The 18894-nt window shown below is 71.1% G+C and carries 16 protein-coding genes; 4 read left to right on the forward strand and 12 right to left on the reverse strand.

Annotated features, from left to right (window positions below):
• Positions 1–17: 17 nt before the first annotated feature.
• Entirely contained in the window at positions 18–1049 is a 1032-nt protein-coding gene (locus PCA76_RS23100) for a gluconeogenesis factor YvcK family protein (protein ID WP_272612567.1), read from the reverse strand.
• Entirely contained in the window at positions 1046–1978 is a 933-nt protein-coding gene (rapZ, locus tag PCA76_RS23105) for an RNase adapter RapZ (RefSeq protein WP_442930152.1), read from the reverse strand. The genes PCA76_RS23100 and rapZ overlap by 4 nt, the downstream gene beginning before the upstream one ends.
• A gap of 161 nt (positions 1979–2139) precedes the next feature.
• Between rapZ and recQ the strand changes: the two genes are divergently transcribed.
• Complete coding sequence (gene recQ, locus PCA76_RS23110) at positions 2140–3981, forward strand: DNA helicase RecQ (protein WP_272612568.1); 1842 nt, start codon at positions 2140–2142, stop codon at positions 3979–3981.
• Between the two features lie 62 nt (positions 3982–4043).
• Here the strand turns inward: recQ and PCA76_RS23115 are convergent, their stop codons facing one another.
• The 5 genes from PCA76_RS23115 to rsgA all read right to left on the reverse strand — a co-directional run bounded on the left by PCA76_RS23115 (position 4044) and on the right by rsgA (position 12339).
• Positions 4044–4703 carry a C39 family peptidase gene (locus PCA76_RS23115; protein ID WP_272612520.1) on the reverse strand — a complete coding sequence of 220 codons (660 nt, stop codon included), beginning with the start codon at positions 4701–4703 and terminating at the stop codon, positions 4044–4046.
• A 599-nt stretch (positions 4704–5302) separates the two neighbouring features.
• Positions 5303–7291 carry an excinuclease ABC subunit UvrC gene (gene uvrC / locus PCA76_RS23120; RefSeq protein WP_272612569.1) on the reverse strand — a complete coding sequence of 663 codons (1989 nt, stop codon included), beginning with the start codon at positions 7289–7291 and terminating at the stop codon, positions 5303–5305.
• A gap of 146 nt (positions 7292–7437) precedes the next feature.
• Positions 7438–7920, reverse strand: coding sequence for a Rieske (2Fe-2S) protein (locus PCA76_RS23125; RefSeq protein ID WP_272612570.1), 483 nt, complete (start codon positions 7918–7920; stop codon positions 7438–7440).
• A gap of 233 nt (positions 7921–8153) precedes the next feature.
• Positions 8154–11099 (reverse strand): excinuclease ABC subunit UvrA, encoded by a 2946-nt coding sequence (gene uvrA, locus PCA76_RS23130; protein ID WP_272612571.1) that lies wholly within the window; start codon positions 11097–11099, stop codon positions 8154–8156.
• A 169-nt stretch (positions 11100–11268) separates the two neighbouring features.
• Positions 11269–12339, reverse strand: a complete 1071-nt coding sequence (gene rsgA / locus PCA76_RS23135; protein WP_272612572.1) for a ribosome small subunit-dependent GTPase A — start codon at positions 12337–12339, stop codon at positions 11269–11271.
• A gap of 178 nt (positions 12340–12517) precedes the next feature.
• Between rsgA and PCA76_RS23140 the strand changes: the two genes are divergently transcribed.
• On the forward strand, positions 12518–13234 hold the full coding sequence (locus PCA76_RS23140) for a maleylpyruvate isomerase family mycothiol-dependent enzyme (protein WP_272612573.1): 717 nt from the start codon (positions 12518–12520) through the stop codon (positions 13232–13234).
• Between the two features lie 7 nt (positions 13235–13241).
• Positions 13242–13895 carry an MBL fold metallo-hydrolase gene (locus PCA76_RS23145; protein WP_272612574.1) on the forward strand — a complete coding sequence of 218 codons (654 nt, stop codon included), beginning with the start codon at positions 13242–13244 and terminating at the stop codon, positions 13893–13895.
• Between the two features lie 246 nt (positions 13896–14141).
• Here PCA76_RS23145 and PCA76_RS23150 read toward each other — a convergent pair whose 3' ends face one another.
• Both PCA76_RS23150 and PCA76_RS23155 read right to left on the reverse strand, forming a co-directional pair.
• Positions 14142–14750: a DedA family protein gene (locus tag PCA76_RS23150; protein ID WP_272612575.1), complete on the reverse strand. Its 609-nt coding sequence runs from the start codon at positions 14748–14750 to the stop codon at positions 14142–14144.
• Positions 14751–14853: 103 nt separating this feature from the next.
• Complete coding sequence (locus tag PCA76_RS23155; protein WP_336298014.1) at positions 14854–15537, reverse strand: class I SAM-dependent methyltransferase; 684 nt, start codon at positions 15535–15537, stop codon at positions 14854–14856.
• A gap of 193 nt (positions 15538–15730) precedes the next feature.
• Between PCA76_RS23155 and PCA76_RS23160 the strand changes: the two genes are divergently transcribed.
• Entirely contained in the window at positions 15731–15934 is a 204-nt protein-coding gene (locus PCA76_RS23160) for a cold-shock protein (protein ID WP_229400095.1), read from the forward strand.
• 47 nt (positions 15935–15981) lie between these two features.
• Here PCA76_RS23160 and PCA76_RS23165 read toward each other — a convergent pair whose 3' ends face one another.
• The 3 genes from PCA76_RS23165 to PCA76_RS23175 form a co-directional block, all read right to left on the reverse strand.
• Positions 15982–17262 (reverse strand): MFS transporter, encoded by a 1281-nt coding sequence (locus PCA76_RS23165; RefSeq protein WP_272612577.1) that lies wholly within the window; start codon positions 17260–17262, stop codon positions 15982–15984.
• The gene (locus PCA76_RS23170; protein ID WP_272612578.1) at positions 17259–17834 is read right to left on the reverse strand and encodes an ArsR/SmtB family transcription factor; all 576 of its coding nucleotides are present in this window, start codon (positions 17832–17834) and stop codon (positions 17259–17261) included. The genes PCA76_RS23165 and PCA76_RS23170 overlap by 4 nt, the downstream gene beginning before the upstream one ends.
• 110 nt (positions 17835–17944) lie before the next feature.
• The gene (locus PCA76_RS23175) at positions 17945–18829 is read right to left on the reverse strand and encodes a hypothetical protein (RefSeq protein ID WP_272612579.1); all 885 of its coding nucleotides are present in this window, start codon (positions 18827–18829) and stop codon (positions 17945–17947) included.
• Positions 18830–18894: the final 65 nt, after the last annotated feature.

Below are 18894 nucleotides of genomic sequence, written 5' to 3' on the forward strand. Positions count from 1 at the left end.
GGAGATTACGTACGTGTCTAACGATCGGCACCCAGGACAGGCACCAGCGCGGCGCCCAGGGCAACCGGATCATGGCGGGGAGTGCCGTCGGTGACGGCGACGGGGGCGAGGACCAGGCGGGCACCCAGCGATTCTGCCGCACGTTCGACCGGTTCGGGGTCACCCACCGCCTTGGCATCAGCGAGCACAAGATCCACCTTGAGCTCGGGCAGGTACCAGTGCAGAGCCGCGAGATGGTCGGCGACGGAGAGCCCGAGGGTCTCCTTCTCCGCGGCGAGGTTCAGAGTGACCAGCCGCCGGGCCGAGCTGGACACGATCGCGTCGGCCAGCTGCGGCACCAGCAGATGCGGAAGCACGCTGGTGTACCAGCTGCCCGGCCCGAAGATCAACCAGTCCGCCGCCCCGATCGCCTCGATGGCCTCGGCACAGGCCGGCGGGGCGGCGGGCGTGAGCCGCAACGCTTCGACCCGCCCCGTGGTGACGGCCACCTGGTGCTGGCCACGCACGGTGCGCACCTCGTCGGGGGCGGCCGGGTCGGCGCCGCGTACCTGCGCCTCGATGCCGACCGGCTGGCGGGACATCGGCAACACCCGGCCCACCGCGCCGAGCATCATGCCGGCGTGCTCCAACGCGGCCACCGGGTCGCCGAGCAGCTCCGTGAGGCCACTGAGCACCAGGTTGCCCACCGCGTGCCCGGCCAGCCCGTCGGTGCGGGTCGCCGTCCGGTCGGCGTCGCCGGGCACCGCCGGGTCACCGGCGACGACCTGGGGTACGTCGGCCGGCGCGGTGACGAAGCGGTGCTGGAACAGCCCGGCGCTGCGCCGGGTGGCCGGGTGGTCCCCGGCCAACGCCACCAGCGCCTGGCGCAGATCACCCGGGGGCAGACCACCCCGCTCGGCGCGCAGCCGGCCACTGGAGCCGCCGTCGTCACCCACCGTGACCACCGCGGTGATGTCGAGGTCGAGTTCGGGGGCGCAGTGGCGCAGCGCGCGCAACGAGGCGGACAGCCCGTGCCCGCCTCCGAACGCCACCACCCGCCGGGCCGTCATTCCCGCCCCAGGTCGCGGTGCTGGGCGTTCGCCGCCAACCCGGAGTGGCGCAGCCGGCCGGACAACTCCTCGGCGATGGCCACGCTGCGGTGCTTGCCGCCGGTGCAGCCCACGGCAACCGTGAGGTACCGCTTGCCCTCCCGCTCGAAGCCGGCCGTGGTGGCGTTGACCAGGTCGGCGTACGAGGCGACGAAGGCGTCCGCGCCCTCCTGGCCCAGCACGTACGCGCTGACCGCCTCCTCCCGCCCGGTGTGCTCACGCAGTTCCGGCACCCAGTACGGATTGGGCAGGAAGCGGGCGTCCAACACGAAGTCGGCGTCCGGCGGCAGGCCGTACTTGAAGCCGAACGACAGCACGGTGACCCGCAGCCGGCGGGCGTCCTCGCCGCCGAACAACTCCTCGATGCGCCGACGGAGCTGGTTGACGTTCAGGTGGCTGGTGTCGATGATCACGTCGGCCTGGTCGCGCGCCTCCTCCAGCAACCCGCGCTCCACGGCGATGCCGTCGGCCAGCCGCCCGTCACCCTGCAACGGGTGCGAACGGCGAACGCTCTCGAACCGCCGGATCAACACCTCGTCGTCGGCGTCGACGAAGACCACCCGGGGCGAGAACCCGCGCTCCTTGAGCTCCCGGATCGCCCCGGCCAGGTCCGTGGAGAAGGCCCGCGACCGCACGTCCAGCACCATCGCGGTACGCCGAGCCGCGCCGCCCGCCTTGAACGCCAGCTCGGCCATGTCCAGCATCAGTGCCTGCGGCAGGTTGTCCACCACGTAGTAGCCGACGTTCTCCAACGCCCGGGCAACCGTGCTGCGGCCACCCCCGGAGACACCGGTGACCACCACGAGTGTGGTCTCCGACTCGGCCGCCAGTTGCCCGTCAACGGCAGCCGGGTCGTCGATCCGGTCACCGGCTGTGCGCGCCTCGCTCACCCGTACCCCCAAGCCGTGGCGCCGCGGCCGCCATCGGCCGCGATTGGTCAATCAGCGACTCTATCCCGCCGCCGGGTCGAGGCCGGGCACCCGCCACGGGTCGCCGCGCCACTCGGGTGCGCCGGACGGGCGCTGTCGGGGTGGGCTCGTAGACTCCGCGGATGGCTTCTCCCACCGACCTGCGTACCGAGGACGCGCTGCCGGTGCTGCGCCGGGTGTTCGGCTACGACGCCTTCCGCGGTTTCCAGCAGGACGTGATCGACCATGTGGTCGCCGGCGGCGACGCGCTGGTGTTGATGCCCACCGGTGGCGGCAAGTCCCTGTGCTACCAGATCCCGGCCCTGGTGCGCGACGGGGTCGCGGTCGTCGTGTCCCCCCTGATCGCGCTTATGCAGGACCAGGTGGACGCGCTCACCGCGGTCGGCGTACGCGCCGGGTTCCTCAACTCGACCCAGACCCTCGACGCCCGGCGTCGGGTCGAGGCGGCCTTCGTCGCCGGCGAGCTGGACCTGCTCTACCTGGCTCCGGAGGCGCTCGGCGTCCGCTCCACACTCGGCCTGCTGGACCGGGGGCGCATCTCCCTGTTCGCGATCGACGAGGCGCACTGCGTGTCCCAGTGGGGGCACGACTTCCGCCCCGACTACCTGGCGCTGTCGATGCTGCACGAGCGCTGGCCGCAGGTCCCCCGGATCGCGCTGACCGCCACCGCCACCAGCGCCACCCGCACCGAGATCGCCACCCGCCTCAAGCTCGACGACGCCCGGCACTTCGTGGCCAGCTTCGACCGGCCCAACATCCAGTACCGGATCGTGCCCAAGCGGGAGCCCCGCAAGCAGCTGCTGGCCCTGCTGCGCGACGAGCACCCCGGCGACGCCGGGATCGTCTACTGCCTGTCCCGGGCCTCGGTCGACAAGACGGCGGAGTTCCTCACCGCAAACGGGGTCGCGGCCCTGCCCTACCACGCCGGGCTGGACTCGGCGACGCGCGCCGCCAACCAGCAGCGCTTCCTGCGCGAGGACGGCCTGGTCATGGTGGCCACCATCGCCTTCGGCATGGGCATCGACAAGCCCGACGTCCGGTTCGTCGCCCACCTCGACCTACCCAAGTCCGTCGAGGGCTACTACCAGGAGACCGGCCGCGCCGGGCGGGACGGCCTGCCGTCGACCGCCTGGCTGGCGTACGGGCTGCAGGACGTGGTCCAGCAACGCAAGATGATCGAGACGTCCGACGGCGACCTCGCCCACCGCCGCAACCTCGCCGCACACCTGGACGCCATGCTCGCCCTTTGCGAGACGGTGCGCTGCCGCCGGGTCCAACTGCTCGAATACTTCGGCGACACGACGACGTCCGCCTGCGGCAACTGCGACACCTGCCTCACCCCGCCGGAGTCCTGGGACGGCACGGTCGCCGCCCAGAAGTTGCTCTCCGCCGTCTTTCGTCTCGACCGCGAACGCAACCAGCGCTTCGGCGCAGGGCACTGCATCGACATCCTGCTCGGCAAGCAGACCGACAAGATCAGCCAGTACGGTCACGACTCGCTGACCGTCTTCGGCATCGGCTCCGAGCTCAGTGAGGCAGAGTGGCGGGGTGTGGTCCGGCAACTGCTCGCCGAAGGGCTGCTCGCCGTGGAGGGCGACTACGGCACGCTCGCGCTGACCGAGGCGAGCACCGACGTCCTCGGCCGCCGCCGCACAGTGACGATGCGCCGCGAACCGGAGAAGCCGGCCTCGAGCCGCTCATCGAAGCCGCGCGGCTCGTCCACCGTCGTGACCGAGCTGACCCCGGCCGCCACGTCGCTCTTCGAGCGGCTGCGCGCCTGGCGGGCGGCCACCGCCAAAGAACAGGGCGTCCCGGCGTACGTGATCTTCCACGACGCCACGCTGCGACAGATCGCCAGTGACGCGCCGGGCACGCTGGCCGACCTGTCCCGCGTCAGCGGGGTCGGAGAGAACAAACTCGCCAAGTACGGCGAGCAGATCCTGACCGTCCTCACCACCGACTGAGCATGCCGAAGGGCCGGGCCCCCGTGGTGGGGGGTCCGGCCCTTCGGTGTTGTGTTTGTGGGTCAGCTGGTGGAGTAGCCGCGGGTGGCGATCCAGTCGGCGAGGTGCTCGACGCTGATCCAGTAGGAGGCGGTGTTCGGGTCGGCGGAGTCGGCGATCTTCACGGTCTGGCCGTTGTCGCGGTAGCCGACGACGCTGATGTAGTGCCCACCTTCGTAGGAGTGGGTGGTGCCGTCGGTGTCGGTGCTGGTGCCGGCGATGTTCGCGACCACGGCCCGGCCGTCGTCGACGGTGGTCATGACGTCGGTGCGCAGCTTGTCGGTCTGCTTGGCGTCAGCGGCGGGGGTGCTGATCTCCACGGAGTGGTAGGCGTCGGCCTTACCGGTCTCCTTGTTCAGCACCGGGGTGATGTCGTTGATGGAGTTGGTGCCGGCCTCGGTGGTGCCCATCTCCTTGGCCATGTCGTCGACGTTGATGTTCTTGCCCTGCACACTCAGGGCGTTACGGGTCGCGGCGGGACCGCAGTAGTAGAAGTTCGGCTGCGCCTCGTAGCGCACACCCAACTCCCGCTCACCGTTCTTGCGGTCGGTCTGCGTCTGACCGGCCGGCTTGGCGGTGGTGGGGGCGGCGAACGCGGCGCTCACGGGGCCGACGATCGCGCCGCCGGTGAAGGCGAGCCCAGCAGCGGTCAGAGCGGTCTTACGAATCAGATCGGTACGCATGATGGCGTGCTCCTCTGCATCGGGGGTGCGCAACACACCAGGGGGGTGGTGGGCTGCGCGAAGAAGTCCAAGGGGATCTGCCCGGCGGCCCCGGGGGGCCGGCGTCGGGTGTCTCAGGGGGATGTAACCGTGGCGGCCCAGCGGATGTTCCCGGCCGGTGCGCGCCGCCCCACGACCCGAAAGTCGCGGTGGCATGCCAGGTATAACGACCCCGCCCGGCCCACGATTCCGCCGCCGGGGTGGCGCCGACCACGGGACACCGACCCCCAAACCAGACAGCCACCCCAGGACCACATCCGTCGAACCGGACACCGACGCCCCCAACCCCGGGCGCGGGCAATCCAAGATCCGCGCACTTTCCGGGAAAGTGCTGCCTCACACCACGGCGAGGCAGCAAGTTCCCTGAAGCTGCGCGGATCTTGACCAGGGTGCGGATGCCGGACACCGCCCGCGGGGACGCCAAAACGCGACGCGCCACCCCAAGATCGTGCTCGATCCAGGAAACAGGCCCCATCCGGTCGCGACGAGGCCACTACAACCTGGATCGAGCACGATCATGCGTGCCGCACGACTGACCCCGAGACCGCGAGGGCGCGACGTCAGGTGCTGGGGGTCGCCTCCGCGCTTTCGTCGGTCTTCGTGTCCTTGTCGAGGGCGGCCAGGATCGCCTCCGCGGTACGCCGGCCGACCCCGGGCACTTCGGTGATCTCCTCGACTGTTGCGGCGGAGAGCCGCTTGAGTGAGCCGAAGTGACGCAGCAGCGCCTTGCGCCGCACCTCCCCCAGGCCGGGTACGTGGTCCAGCGCCGACTCGGTCATACGCTTGGAGCGGCGCTGCCGGTGGAAGGTGATGGCGAACCGGTGGGCTTCGTCACGGACCCGTTGCAGCAGGTAGAGGCCCTCCGAGGTGCGCGGCAGGATGACCGGGAACTCGTCGTCGGGGAGCCAGACCTCCTCCAGCCGCTTGGCCAGCCCGCACAGGGCCACGTCGTCGATGCCCAGGTCGGCGAGGGCCTGCGCGGCTGCGGCGACCTGTGGGGCACCGCCGTCGACGACCACCAGCTGCGGCGGGTACGCGAACTTCCGCGGTCGGCCGGTGGTCGGATCGATCAGGACACCGACCTGCGGCTCGGCCGCGTCTTCCGGGGCGGCCGGGTCGTCGGCTGACTCCACCCCCACCTCGCCCGTCTCGGCCCTGGCGTCCAGGTAGCGGGCGAAGCGGCGGCGGAGCACCTCGGACATCGCGGAGAGGTCGTCGGTGGCGCCTCGGACGATGAACCGCCGGTACTCGCTCTTGCGGGGCAACCCGTCCTCGAAGACCACCATGCTGGCGACCACGTCGGTGCCCTGGATCTGGGAGATGTCGAAACACTCGATGCGCAGCGGCGAGGTGCGCATGCCCAGTGCCTCGCTGATCTCGTCCAGGGCCTTGCCCCGGGTGGTCAGGTCACCGGACCGCTTCAGCTTGTGCCGCGCCAGCGCGTCCTTGGCGTTGCGCTCGACCGTCTCCATCAGTGCGCGTTTGTCGCCGCGCTGCGGCACCCGCAGCGACACCCGGCTGCCCCGGTGGTTGGAGAGCCATTCGGCCAGCGCGTCGGCATCCGCGGGCAACTCGGGCACCAGCAACTCCCGGGGCACGTCGGCTTCGCCGTGCTCGCCCCCGTACACCTGGGTGCAGAAGTGGTGGACGAGGTCGCCGGTGGTCAGGTCTTCGGTCTTTTCGACGACCCAGCCGCGCTGGCCGCGGACCCGGCCGTCGCGGACGTGGAAGACCTGGACGGCCGCCTCGAGCGGGTCGTCGGCGAACGCGACCACGTCGGCGTCGGTGCCGTCGCCCAACACCACGGTCTGCTTCTCCATGGCGCGGCGCAGCGCGGCCACGTCGTCGCGCAGTTTGGCGGCCCGCTCGAACTCAAGCTGCTCGCTCGCCTCGGTCATCTCGCGCTCGATCTTGCGGACCATGGTGTCGGTGCGCCCGGCCATGAAGTCGCAGAACCCGTCGACGATGGCGCGGTGTTCGTCGGCGGAGACGGTGCCGACGCACGGCGCCGAGCACTTGCCGATGTAGCCGAGCAGGCAGGGACGGCCGACCTGGCCGGCCCGTTTGAACACCCCGGCGGAGCACGTCCGGGCGGGGAAGACCCGCAGCAACAGGTCGAGGGTCTCCCGGATCGCCCAGGCATGTGAATACGGACCGAAGTAGCGCACTCCCTTGCGTTTGGCGCCGCGCATCACCTGTAGCCGTGGGTAGTCCTCGTCGAGGGTGACGGCCAGGTAGGGGTACGACTTGTCGTCGCGGTAGCGGACGTTGAACCGCGGGTCGTACTGCTTGATCCAGGTGAACTCCTGCTGGAGCGCCTCGACCTCGGTGCCGACGGTGATCCAGTCCACCGACTCGGCGGTGGTGACCATCTGCCGCGTGCGGTCGTGCAGGTTCCAGACGTCGCCGAAGTAGGAGTTGAGTCGGCTGCGCAGGTTCTTCGCCTTGCCGACGTAGATCACGCGGCCGGTGCCGTCACGGAAGCGGTAGACCCCCGGTGACTCCGGGATGGTGCCGGGTGCGGGACGGTAGGTCGAGGGGTCAGCCACGCCAGCAAGCCTAGTCCGCAGCACCGACACCCCCGGGCCAGCGCTAGATCCACTCGGTTTCCAGGAAGTCGGGGTGTTGACGGGCGGCGGACACCCCGACTTCCCAGAATGGGAGTTGATCATGCAGCGGGCCGGACCCGCACCGATCAGGCCAGGGAGATCTGGTCTCCGGTGACCTTGATGTTCTTGGGCGGCAGCGGCTTGGTGGCCGGGCCGGCCTTCACCGAGCCGTCCTCGATCGAGAACTTGCTGCCGTGGCAGGTGCAGTTGATGGTGCCGCCGTCGACGTTCGTCACCGGGCAGTTCTGGTGGGTGCAGATCGGGCTGAAGCCCTTGAACTGGCCGGGGGTGGGCTGGGTGATGACGACGCCCTGGGTGGTGAGGACCTTGCCGCCGCCGACCGGGATGTCGGAGGTGGTGGCCAGCGACTGGGCGCCCTGCCGGTCGCCGCCGCCGGCGTCACCGGTGCTGGGCACCGCCGGGCCGCCGCTGGTGGGGGCATCGCTGCCGCTGCCGTCGTCACTGCCGCAGGCAGCCAGGACGACGGCCGCGCCGACCGCCCCGACCCCGGTGAGCAGGGTGCGACGGGTCCGCGTACCCGGATCGGTCAGCGCCTGATCGTCACTCATGCCTCGCCTCTCTGTAGCCCGCTGCGCCGGTCAGAAAGCCGGCCACACTTCTCCACACGGGCAACTGTGCCGGATGGTTCATCGCAGCACTTGTCCGACCCAGGAAATGGGACGGGGCGGGCTCCAGACCGGCTCGCCCGCGCCGCAATCGGCGCGCGCCAACCCGATCGAACCCGCCCCACCACTGCCACGCCGTCGACCGCCGCGGCGGCCTCCGGAACGACGAACCAAGGTCAGCGCGCGCCGGCCGGCACCTTGCGGCTGGCCCGTGCCTTGGTCACACCGTTGGCCTTGGCCGCCCGGGTGGTGGCGGCGGCCGCGCCCTTGGCCTTGCCGTCGAGCTTGAGCACCTGCCGCAGGAACTCACCGGTGTGGCTCTCAGCCACCTCGGCGACTTCCTCGGGGGTGCCGGTGGCGAGCACCATGCCGCCCCGGTGGCCGCCCTCCGGACCCATGTCGATCAGCCAGTCGGCCGTCTTGATCACGTCGAGGTTGTGCTCGATGGTGATCACCGTGTTGCCCTTGTCGACCAGCCCTTCCAGCACCATCAGCAGCTTGCGGATGTCCTCGAAGTGCAGACCGGTGGTCGGCTCGTCGAGCACGTAGACCGTCCGCCCGGTGGAGCGCTTCTGCAACTCGGAGGCGAGCTTGACCCGCTGCGCCTCACCGCCGGAGAGGGTCGGCGCGGGCTGGCCGAGGCGGACGTAGCCCAGGCCGACGTCGACGAGGGTCTTGAGGTGCCGGTGGATGGCCGGGATGGCGGAGAAGAACTCGGCGGCCTCCTCGATCGGCATTTCCAGCACGTCCGAGACGGTCTTGCCCTTGTAGTGCACCTCAAGGGTCTCCCGGTTGTACCGGGCGCCCTTGCAGACCTCGCAGGGGACGTACACGTCGGGCAGGAAGTTCATCTCGATCTTGATGGTGCCGTCACCGGAACACGCCTCGCAGCGCCCACCCTTGACGTTGAACGAGAACCGGCCGGGGCCGTACCCGCGCACCTTCGCCTCGGTGGTCTCGGCGAAGAGCTTGCGGACGTGGTCCCAGACCCCGGTGTAGGTGGCCGGGTTGGAGCGCGGCGTCCGGCCGATCGGCGACTGGTCCACGCCGACGACCTTGTCCACGTGCTCCAGACCGGAGACCCGGGTGTGCCGGCCGGGCACCAGCCGGGCGCCGTTGATCTGGTTGGCCAGCACCGCGTACAGGATGTCGTTGACCAGCGTCGACTTGCCCGAGCCGCTGACCCCGGTGACCGCGATCAGCTGACCCAGCGGGAACGAGACACTCAGGTTGCGCAGGTTGTGCTCGCGCGCGCCGTGCACCACCAACTCCCGGGCCGGATCCTGCGGGCGGCGCTCCGTCGGCGTCGGGATCGACCGACGCCCGGACAGGTATGCCCCGGTGATCGACTCCTTGTTCTTCAGCAGCGCCGGCACGGAACCGCTGTGCACGATCTTGCCGCCGTGCTCACCCGCGCCGGGCCCGATGTCGACGATCCAGTCGGCGGTGCGGATCGTGTCCTCGTCGTGCTCCACCACGATCAGCGTGTTGCCCAGCCCGCGCAGCCGGATCAGGGTCTCGATCAGCCGGTGGTTGTCGCGCTGGTGCAGCCCGATCGACGGCTCGTCGAGCACGTAGAGCACGCCCACCAGGCCGGAGCCGATCTGGGTGGCCAGCCGGATGCGCTGCGCCTCACCGCCGGACAGCGTGCCGGCCGGACGGTCCAGGGAGAGGTAGTCCAGGCCCACGTCGAGCAGGAACCGCAGCCGGGCGTTGATCTCCTTGAGGACCCGCTCGGCGATCATCTTCTGCCGGTCGGTCAGCTCGATGCTGGCGAGCAGGTCGGCGCACTCCCCCACGGACAGGTTGCAGACCTCGGCGATGCTCTTGCCGGCCAGCGTGACCGCGAGCACCTCGGGCTTGAGCCGGGCGCCGCCGCACGCCGCGCACGGCACGTCGCGCATGTAGCCCTCGTACTTGTCGCGGGACCACTCGGACTCGGTGTCGGAGTGCCGGCGCTCGATCCACTGCACCACGCCCTCGAAGCCGGTGTAGTAGGAGCGCTCGCGGCCGTACTTGTTGCGGTAGCGCACGTGCACCTGATCGTCGGAGCCGTGCAGGATCGTCTTCTGCGCCCGCGCCGGCAACGCCCGCCACGGGGTGTCGACATCGAAGTGCTGGGCCTGGCCGAGGGCCTCCAGCAGGCGCAGGAAGTATTCCAGGTTGTGCCCGGTGGACCAGGGCTGGATGGCGCCCTCACGCAGGCTGCGCTCCGGGTCGGGGACCAGCAGCTCCGGGTCGACCTCCTTCTTGGTGCCCAGGCCGGTGCACTCCGGGCAGGCGCCGTACGGCGCGTTGAAGGAGAAGACCCGGGGCTCGAGATCCTCGATGGCCAGCGGGTGGTCGTTGGGGCAGGCCAGGTGCTCGGAGTAGCGGCGTTCCCGGTCCGGGTCGTCCTCCGGGAGGTCGACGAAGTCGAGCAGCACCAGACCAGTGGACAAGCCCAGGGCGGCCTCGACCGAGTCGGTCAGCCGCTGCTTGGCGCTCGGCTTGACGGTGAGCCGGTCGATCACCACCTCGATGGTGTGCTTCTCCTGCTTCTTGAGCTTCGGCGGCTCGGTCAGCGGGTGCACCACGCCGTCGACCCGGGCCCGGGCGTAGCCCTTGGCCTGCAGCTCGGCGAAGAGGTCGACGTACTCGCCCTTGCGGCCACGGATGACCGGGGCGAGCACCATGAACTTGGTGCCCTCGGCCATGGCGAGCACCCGGTCGACGATCTGCTGGGGGCTCTGCCGGGAGATCCGCTCGCCGCAGACCGGGCAGTGCGGCTCGCCGATGCGGGCGTAGAGCAGGCGCAGGTAGTCGTAGACCTCGGTGATGGTGCCGACGGTCGAGCGCGGGTTGCGCGAGGTGGACTTCTGGTCGATGGAGACGGCGGGGCTCAGGCCCTCGATGAAGTCGACGTCTGGCTTGTCCATCTGACCGAGGAACTGCCGGGCATACGACGAGAGCGACTCGACGTAGCGGCGCTGCCCCTCGGCGAAGATCGTGTCGAAGGCCAGGCTCGACTTGCCCGACCCGGACAGCCCGGTGAACACGATGAGCGCATCCCGGGGCAGGTCGAGACTGACGTCACGCAGGTTGTGCTCGCGCGCGCCACGGATGATCAGTCGGTCGGCCACTGTGCGTGTACTCCCGGGAGAAGATGAAGCGAAGGATCTGTCCCGCTCTGGGGTGGTTCGGAGCGGTCGTGCGGGCGCGGAAAACACGCCTCGGCAACTCTAGCTCCGAGGTATGACAGTTTTCCCCGCCCGCACATTCCCCCAGCTCAGCCCGGTCGGCCGCGTCCGGTCAGTAGCCCCCGGGGGCCGGTGGCCGGGCCGCCCGACGCCGGGCCGAACGCCACCCGCCGCGCCGCTCCGCCGCCACCCGCGCCTCGCGCCGTCGGCTCTCGTGGCCCAACTCCCCCTGCAACCGCCGCCAGTTCTCCCACCGGCGGGTGGAGAGCTCGCCGGTGTGCAGCGCATCGCGGACCGCGCAGGCGGGCTCGCCGTCGTGCCCGCAGTCGGCGTACCGGCAGCCCACGGCCAGCCCGGCGATGTCGGCGAACGCCCGGTCGAGCCCGGCCGCGCCGTCCAGCAGGCCGACCGCCCGCACACCGGGTGTGTCGATCACCGCGCCGCCGCCAGGGATTGGCACGAGCGCCCGCCAGGTGGTGGTGTGCCGCCCCTTGCCATCGACCCGTCGGATCGACTGGGTGGGCATCATCACCGCCCCGACCAGGGCGTTGACCAGGCTCGACTTGCCGGCACCGGACGGCCCGAGCAGGCCGAGCGTGCGGCCGGGCGTCACCTCGGCGCGCAGCGGGCCCAACCCGATGCCACGCTCGGCGCTGACCGGCAGCACCGGCACCCCGGGGGCGACCGCGGCCAACTGGCGGGCCAGCGCGGCCGGGTCGGCCGCGAGGTCGGCCTTCGTGAGCACGACCAGCGGCCGGGCGCCGGACTCGTGGGCCAGGGCGAGCAGTCGCTCGATCCGGGCCACATCCGGCTCGGGGTGCACCGGCTCCACCACGGCGGCCGCGTCGAGGTTGGCGGCCAGCACCTGGCCGCTGGCGTCCTTGCCGGCGGTACGCCGAATCAGCGCGGCCCGTCGCGGCAACACCGCCTCCACGGTGACGCGGCGGTCCGGCCAGTGGGTGAGCAGCACCCAGTCCCCGGCGCAGGGCAGCGCGGACGGGTCTCGGGCGGCGGCGGCCAGCACCGCCCCGCCGAGGCTGGCCCGGACCGGCCCGGCCACCGTGAGCACCGTGCAGACCCCTCGGTCCACCCGGGCCACCCGACCGGGGTGGTGCTCGCCGCGTCGCGCGGCGTACGCCGCCCGCTCGGCGTCCCAGCCGAGGGCGGTCAGATCGATCGTCATGGCATCCTCATCGGTGTCGAAGCTGGTGATGGCGGAACACGCGTGCCACGTCCGGCATGATCACCACCTCCGTCCGATGTCCCGGTGCCGCGTCTGCCGCTGACGGTAGGTGGCGGGCCGACGCGCCGAAAGCGATTTCCCCGGCGACGGCGCGCCGGCGGACCGCTAGGGTCGACGGGTGACCACGGATCCGCTGTTGCTGATGGGCGAGGTGGACGCGGCCACCAGCCGGCTCCTGCGTACCGCCGCTTCTTTCGACGCCGCGGACCTGGCCGCCGCGTCGCTGCTGCCGGGATGGACGCGCGGCCACGTGCTGGCGCATCTGGCGCGCAACGCCGACGGCTTCGTCAACCTGCTCACCGCTGCCCGCACCGGGGAGTCGCTGCCGATGTACGCGTCTCTGGCGGCCCGCACGGCGGACATCGACGCCGGCTCGGTCCGGCCACCCGCCGAGCACCTGGACGACCTGCGGCGTACCGCGGACCTGTTCACCGAGGCGGTCGCGGCGATGCCGACCGAGGCCTGGGCGGCGACGGTGCAGGCACGTCGGGGTCCGTGGCCGGCAGCCCTGCTCGTCTGGGGCCGCCTGCGCGAGATCGAGGTGCACCACCTCGACCTGGCGGCCGACTACCGACCCGCCGACTGGTCGGAGACGTTCGCCCACCGACTGCTGCGCGAGGCCGCCACCCATCACGCGAACGGGCCGACACCGCCGTCGATGGTGCTCCGCCTCGACGGCAGCGAGCACGAGGTGGTCATCGGGGACCGCGCCGGCGCCCCGATCGTCGCCGGTCCCGTCTCCGACCTCGCCGCCTGGCTGATCGGCCGCGCCAACGGCGACCCGCTCTCCGTCACCCCCGACGGTCCCCTGCCTACTCCACCGGAATGGATATAGAAACCTCATGACATACAGCGGAGACGTCACCCACGGCAGCGCGCCGGCGGTACGCGAGCTGGACGGGCTGACCATCAGCAAGCTGTCGGTCGGCCCGATGGACAACAACGCCTACCTGCTGCGCTGCACGGGCACCGGTGATCAGGTGCTGATCGACGCCGCCAACGAGGCACCCCGGCTGCTGGAGCTGATCGGCGACGGCGGGCTCACCGCCGTGGTGACGACCCACCAGCACATGGATCACTGGGTGGCGCTGGAGGAAGTGGTCGCCAAGACCGGGGCACGGGTGCTGGTGCACGCCGACGACGCGGCCGGGCTGCCGATCGAGGCGGAGCGCCTGGCCGACGGCGACACCGTGCCGGTCGGCGACTGCGCGCTGGAGGTCATCCACATCAAGGGGCACACCCCGGGCTCGATCGCGCTGCTCTACCGGGACCCGGCCGGCACCCCGCACCTCTTCACCGGCGACAGCCTCTTCCCCGGTGGTGTCGGTAACACCGACAAGGACCCGGAGCGCTTCGCCGCGCTGATCGACGACGTCGAGCACAAGCTGTTCGGCCAGCTGCCGGACGACACCTGGTTCTACCCCGGCCACGGCAAGGACAGCACCCTGGGAGCAGAACGCCCAGCCCTCCCCCAGTGGCGAACCCGAGGCTGGTAACCCCACCACCAAGATCACCAAACGCTGACCGAACACCGCCAAGATCCAACCCCCGTCGGCGGACGCGGCACCAACGGACGAGCCGCCAGCACGACGGGGGCGGGGGCCTGCCGTGCCCGGCGGAGGGATCAAGCCTGACCGCCCGGAGCCGGGCACGGCAGGCCCCCGCCCCACCACCGCAACCAAGAACCCTCGCCCACCACCGCAACCAAGAGCCCCCGCCCCACCACCGCAACCAGAGACAGCTCAGCCGGTCAGAGCGAAGAGCCGTCGCCGAGCCCCCAGCAGCACGACGAATGCCAACACCAGCCCGACCCCCATGGTGACCAGCAGCGGGCTGGGCTCCCCCGGCAGCAGCCCGGCCAGCGACCGGGACGCGGTGCCCAGCGCGAGGTAGAGACCGGCCCAGGCGGCCGCGCCGATCGTCGCGCAGCCGAGGAATCGACGGTACGACATCCGCAGCCCACCGGCGGCCAGCGGAAGCAGCGCGTTGAACACGGGCAGGAACGGCGCGACGACCATCATCCGGCCGCCACCGCGTCGCAGGATTCCCTCCGCCGCCGTCCAGCGCGTCTCACCGATCCAGCCGCCGATCCGACTGTGTCGCAGCGACTCGGAGTAGCGCCGGCCGATCAGGAAGCTCAGGGACCAGCCGGCCAGGCAGCCGACCAGCACCGCGGCGAAGGTGGCCAGCCCGGTGGTCGGGCGGCCCACCCCGACGGCGGCCAGGATCGCCACGTCGCCGGGGATCAGGACACCGAGCAGGGGTACGGCGTCGAAGAGCATGACGAGCCCGAGCGCACCCATCAGCAGCAGGATGGGCAGTTCTCCGATCTGGGCAAGCCATTGCGTCATGCCTCGTACGCTATGGCCGTCCCACCACCCTGGACATCCGGTCGTAGCCCCCAGCAACCCCTGGTTTCCGCCTCGGGGTCGCCCCTGAGGCGGCGTCTCCACCTCAGTCGGGTCGCAGCACCTGCACCCACCGTAGCGACGAGTCGACCGACGGTTCGGTGGTGGGCACCGGGTAGTCGGCCAGCACGGTCAGGCGGTCCGCCGGTAGGTGCCCCCGGCCGGGGTCGCCGACCAGCACCTCGGCACCTCCGGCGGCGGCCCTCTGCAGGTACGGCAGCATCCGGTCGGCCATCGCGCGGTCGTAGAAGACGTCCCCGGCAACCACCAGGTCGGCCTCCGCGTCGGTGCGGTCGAGCAGGTCGTCCCCGAAGGCGTCGACGGCGACCTGGTTGGCCCGCGCGTTGAGTGTGACGGCGGCAACGGCGTACGGGTCGATGTCGTTGGCGATCACCTCTGCGGCGCCGGCCAGCGCGGCGGCGATGGCCACCAGTCCCGATCCGGCGGCGAGGTCGAGCACCCGGCGGCCGGCGGCGAGCTCCGGGTGGTCGAGGATGTGGCGGGCCAGGGCCTGCCCTCCCGCCCAGGCGGACGCCCAGTACGGCGCGGGCAGGGGGTGCCCGGCGGCGGCCTCCATCCGAGCCCACCAGACGATCGCGTCCTCGGCCAGGTACAGACGCACCTCGGGGACGAACGGAGTGGGCATCAACCGGAGCCGGTCCAGCCCTGCGCCCGGCGCGTCGATCTCGCGCTCCAGCTCGGTCAGCGCGTCGGCTGCGGTACCTTTCATCGGCGCAAGCATGCCCCAGCGGAGGGTGGTCGGGGCGGCTTTCACGTGCCGGCGCGCAGAGTTCACCCGACTTCACAGAAAGACCTACGGCACTTCGGCCAGCGGATCCGGGTTTTGCCCGTTACTGTCGGACAGGTACGGGCGATCATCGGCCACAGGCCGAGGGTCAGCCGCTTTGAACAGGGAGAGATGCATGGCAACCGGCACGGTTAAGTGGTTCAACTCGGAAAAGGGCTTCGGCTTCATCGAGCAGGACGGTGGAGGGCCGGACGTGTTCGTCCACTACTCCGCCATCGCTTCGAGCGGATACCGGGAGCTCAACGAGGGCCAGAAGGTCGAGTTCGAGGTGACCCAGGGGCAGAAGGGTCCGCAGGCGGACAACGTCCGCCCGATTTAGCTCGTGCCGGTGACGGCGGCCGGTCTCCGGCCGCCGTCGCAGCGCACTCAAGACGCCGCCGGGGCGGCGGGCAGGTCCCGCCGCCTCCGGATTGGCCCGATCAACAGAATCAACGGGGTGACCGCCAGCCAGGCGGTCATCACGACGATTGCCGTCCTGGCGCCGTAGTGCGCGCCGACGGCACCGGCCAGCACGGCTGCCAACGGGATCGTGCCGTAGTTGAGCAGATGCATGCTCACCGTCACCCGGCCCAGCAGGTGGTGCGGCGTGTAGGTCTGCCGGAAGGCTCCCTTGACGACGTTGCCGATGGTCACGCCGAGGCCGATCAAAAGGCCGCCGAGGGCCGGCCAGGCCAACCCGATGCCGGGCGCGGCCAGCGGGATGAGCAGTGCGGGCGGGCCGGTGAGCACCGCCCCGATCAGCAGTGCCCGTGCGGTGCCACAGCGCCGGGCCAGCGTGGTGGCGAGTAGCGCCCCGATGATCCCTCCGGCGCTCATCACCCCGACCAGCGCGCCCACCAGGCCCGGTTCGAGACGCAACTCACGGACCAGGAAGACCACCAGGACGGCCTGGTAGCCGGTCAGCCCGATGTTGCTGGCCGCGCCGAAGACCGTCAGCACCCGCAGGTACGGGTCTCGGATGACGAAGCGCAGCCCCTCGGCGATGTCCCGGCGCAGTGATCGGGACCGGTCCACTCGGCGAACGCGCGGTTCGACGGTGCGGATCCGCAGCAGCAGGGCTGCGGAGAGCAGGAACGTGAGCGCGTCCAGCAGCAGCGCGGCGACGGCACCGGTGAGCTGGGCGATCAGGCCGGCGAGGCCGGGCCCGACGACGTAGCTCACGGTCTGGGTCGCCTGTAGCTTGGCGTTGCCCTCCGGCAGTTGCTCGGGTCGCAGCAGCACCGGCAGGTACACCTGGTCGGCGGTCTCGAAGAAGACCCGCGCGGCGCCGGCGCTGAGGGCGACCACCAGCAGGTGCATGACGGTGAGCCGGTCCAGCACGGCGGCCAGCGGCACGCTGAGGAACGCCAACGCGCAGAGCAGGTCGCAGATCACCATCACCGGTCGACGGGGCAGACGGTCCACCCAGGCGCCGGCCGGCAGGCCGATCAGCAGCCAGGGCAGCCAGGCCGCGGCGGTGAGCACCGCCACCTGGAAGGTGCCGGCGTCGAGAACGGCGACCGCGACCAGGGGCAACGCGACGGTGGTGACACTGCTGCCGACGCTGCTGACGGCCTGGCCGGCCCAGAGCAGCCGGAAGTCGCGGTGCCGCAGCAACCCGCCGGCCCGGCGGACGGGGGTCGGGTCGCGGCGGGTGGCGGCGGTCACGGTCGCGCCGGCACGCCGTGGACGAACACGAAGACCGGCCGGCGGTCGGCGTCGTCGTCGGGCAGGTCCCGGTTGGCCCAGCGCGAGAGGATGCCGATCATCTCGCGGCTCAGCTCGGCCAGTTCGGCAGGCGTGAGGCGCAGCCAGTGGTCGGTGGAGAACGGCGCGTCGTCCCAGGATGCCTGCTCGGCCTCGTCGGCGGCGTGCCATGCGCGGGCCAGTGCGACGTGCCGGTCCAGGTTGAGCGAGGTGGCGGCGTCGGCGACTGCCCGAGCGGCCGGGTCGGCGTCGAAGTCGGTGTTGGACCAGCGCAGCCCTCGGGTGACGAGCCGCCACCACCGCTCGCGCCGGTCCCGGGCCAGCTCGGGGGCCTCGGTGACCAGGTCTGCGGCCGCGAGGACCTTGAGGTGGTGGCTGACGTTCGCCGGTGCCTGGTCGGTGCGCTCGGCGAGCAGGCCGACGGTCGACGGCCCGTGCACCTTGAGCACGTCCATCAGCCGGCGGCGCAGCGGGTGGGCCATGGCGGCGAGGACCCGCGAGTCGGTGACCTGGCGTACGTCGGAGCTTTCCATGACTGCCAGACTGGCATCCGCAACAACTGTTGCGCAATACTTATTGCCCAACAGCTGTTGCGGAATGAACGTGAAGAGGGGCGACCCGGCGGCTACGGGCCGCCCCTCGCTCAGGCGACCAGCCGGCGGGCCAGCTCGTCGGCTACCTGCTTGGCCATGGTGGGCGGGATCGCGGCGGCGATCTTCTCCGGCGTCAGCGAGGCCAGCACGCCCTGGACGATCGCCGGCTCGTCGGTGAAGTCCTGCTTGGACAGCGCCGTCAGTGCGGTCTGCAGGGTGGTCACCTGCGCGGCGAGCGACTTCAGCGTCGGGTGCGCCGGCACGTAGTTCGGGACGGTGGCATCCTCACCCATCGCCATCCGGGTGTAGATCTGCCCGACCGGGTTGCGGCCGTCCAGCACGGTGAGGTTCTTGTGAACGGTGGCCAGCCAGTTGTGCTCTTCGGGGGTCATGTCGTCGTCCTCCAGGAGTCCGATGGAGCTGAGGTAGCGGCGGAACAATGGCCGCTGGTCGCGACCCGCCTTGGTGGCGTCACGAAAGAAGCTGAAGTGGGTGTGCCAGCGGTGCGAGCTGTCGCCGGTGGTGCGCTTGCCGAGGCGATCCCACCGCTTCACCGTGGTGCCGTTGGTGCTGTAGATAATCTCGCGGATGTCCCGGGTGTCGGCCGCGTTCGCGGCGCACTGCGCCACGCACCAGACCGAGAAGCTGGCCAGGGTGTGCGTACGGCCACCGGAGCGGACCTCGAACCCGCCGACGTCCAGCGCCGCCGCGTCGAGGGTCAGGCCGGCGCGGTCCCGGGGTGACTCGACCACCGAGTAGTCGTTGGTGACCACCCGGTCCGATCCGCAGTGGTAGCCGCCCCGGTGGGCCGGGTCGCCGACGATGCCGACCTCCGCCGGCTCCAGGTCCGCGTCGCGGACGGTCTTCGGGTCGACGTTCAGATGGGTGAGAAGCAGGCTTCGGACGGCCAGTAGGTTAGCCGGGGCCCGGGTCATGGGGTCCCCCTCTCTGCTGAACGGGGACCGGGCACGACGTCACACCGCGTACGCGGTGCTGGGCT

The sequence above is a fragment of the Micromonospora sp. LH3U1 genome (assembly GCF_028475105.1).
In the GTDB taxonomy this organism is placed as follows: domain Bacteria; phylum Actinomycetota; class Actinomycetes; order Mycobacteriales; family Micromonosporaceae; genus Micromonospora.

Coding starts and splice junctions, on each gene's coding strand:
- PCA76_RS23155 (WP_336298014.1), bottom strand. CDS start 15,537: ATGAAAGGTACCGCAGCCGACGCGCTGACCGAGCTGGAGCGCGAGATC.
- recQ (WP_272612568.1), top strand. CDS start 2,140: ATGGCTTCTCCCACCGACCTGCGTACCGAGGACGCGCTGCCGGTGCTG.
- PCA76_RS23145 (WP_272612574.1), top strand. CDS start 13,242: ATGACATACAGCGGAGACGTCACCCACGGCAGCGCGCCGGCGGTACGC.
- PCA76_RS23100 (WP_272612567.1), bottom strand. CDS start 1,049: ATGACGGCCCGGCGGGTGGTGGCGTTCGGAGGCGGGCACGGGCTGTCC.
- rsgA (WP_272612572.1), bottom strand. CDS start 12,339: ATGACGATCGATCTGACCGCCCTCGGCTGGGACGCCGAGCGGGCGGCG.
- PCA76_RS23115 (WP_272612520.1), bottom strand. CDS start 4,703: ATGCGTACCGATCTGATTCGTAAGACCGCTCTGACCGCTGCTGGGCTC.
- PCA76_RS23170 (WP_272612578.1), bottom strand. CDS start 17,834: ATGGAAAGCTCCGACGTACGCCAGGTCACCGACTCGCGGGTCCTCGCC.
- PCA76_RS23175 (WP_272612579.1), bottom strand. CDS start 18,829: ATGACCCGGGCCCCGGCTAACCTACTGGCCGTCCGAAGCCTGCTTCTC.
- PCA76_RS23160 (WP_229400095.1), top strand. CDS start 15,731: ATGGCAACCGGCACGGTTAAGTGGTTCAACTCGGAAAAGGGCTTCGGC.
- PCA76_RS23150 (WP_272612575.1), bottom strand. CDS start 14,750: ATGACGCAATGGCTTGCCCAGATCGGAGAACTGCCCATCCTGCTGCTG.
- PCA76_RS23125 (WP_272612570.1), bottom strand. CDS start 7,920: ATGAGTGACGATCAGGCGCTGACCGATCCGGGTACGCGGACCCGTCGC.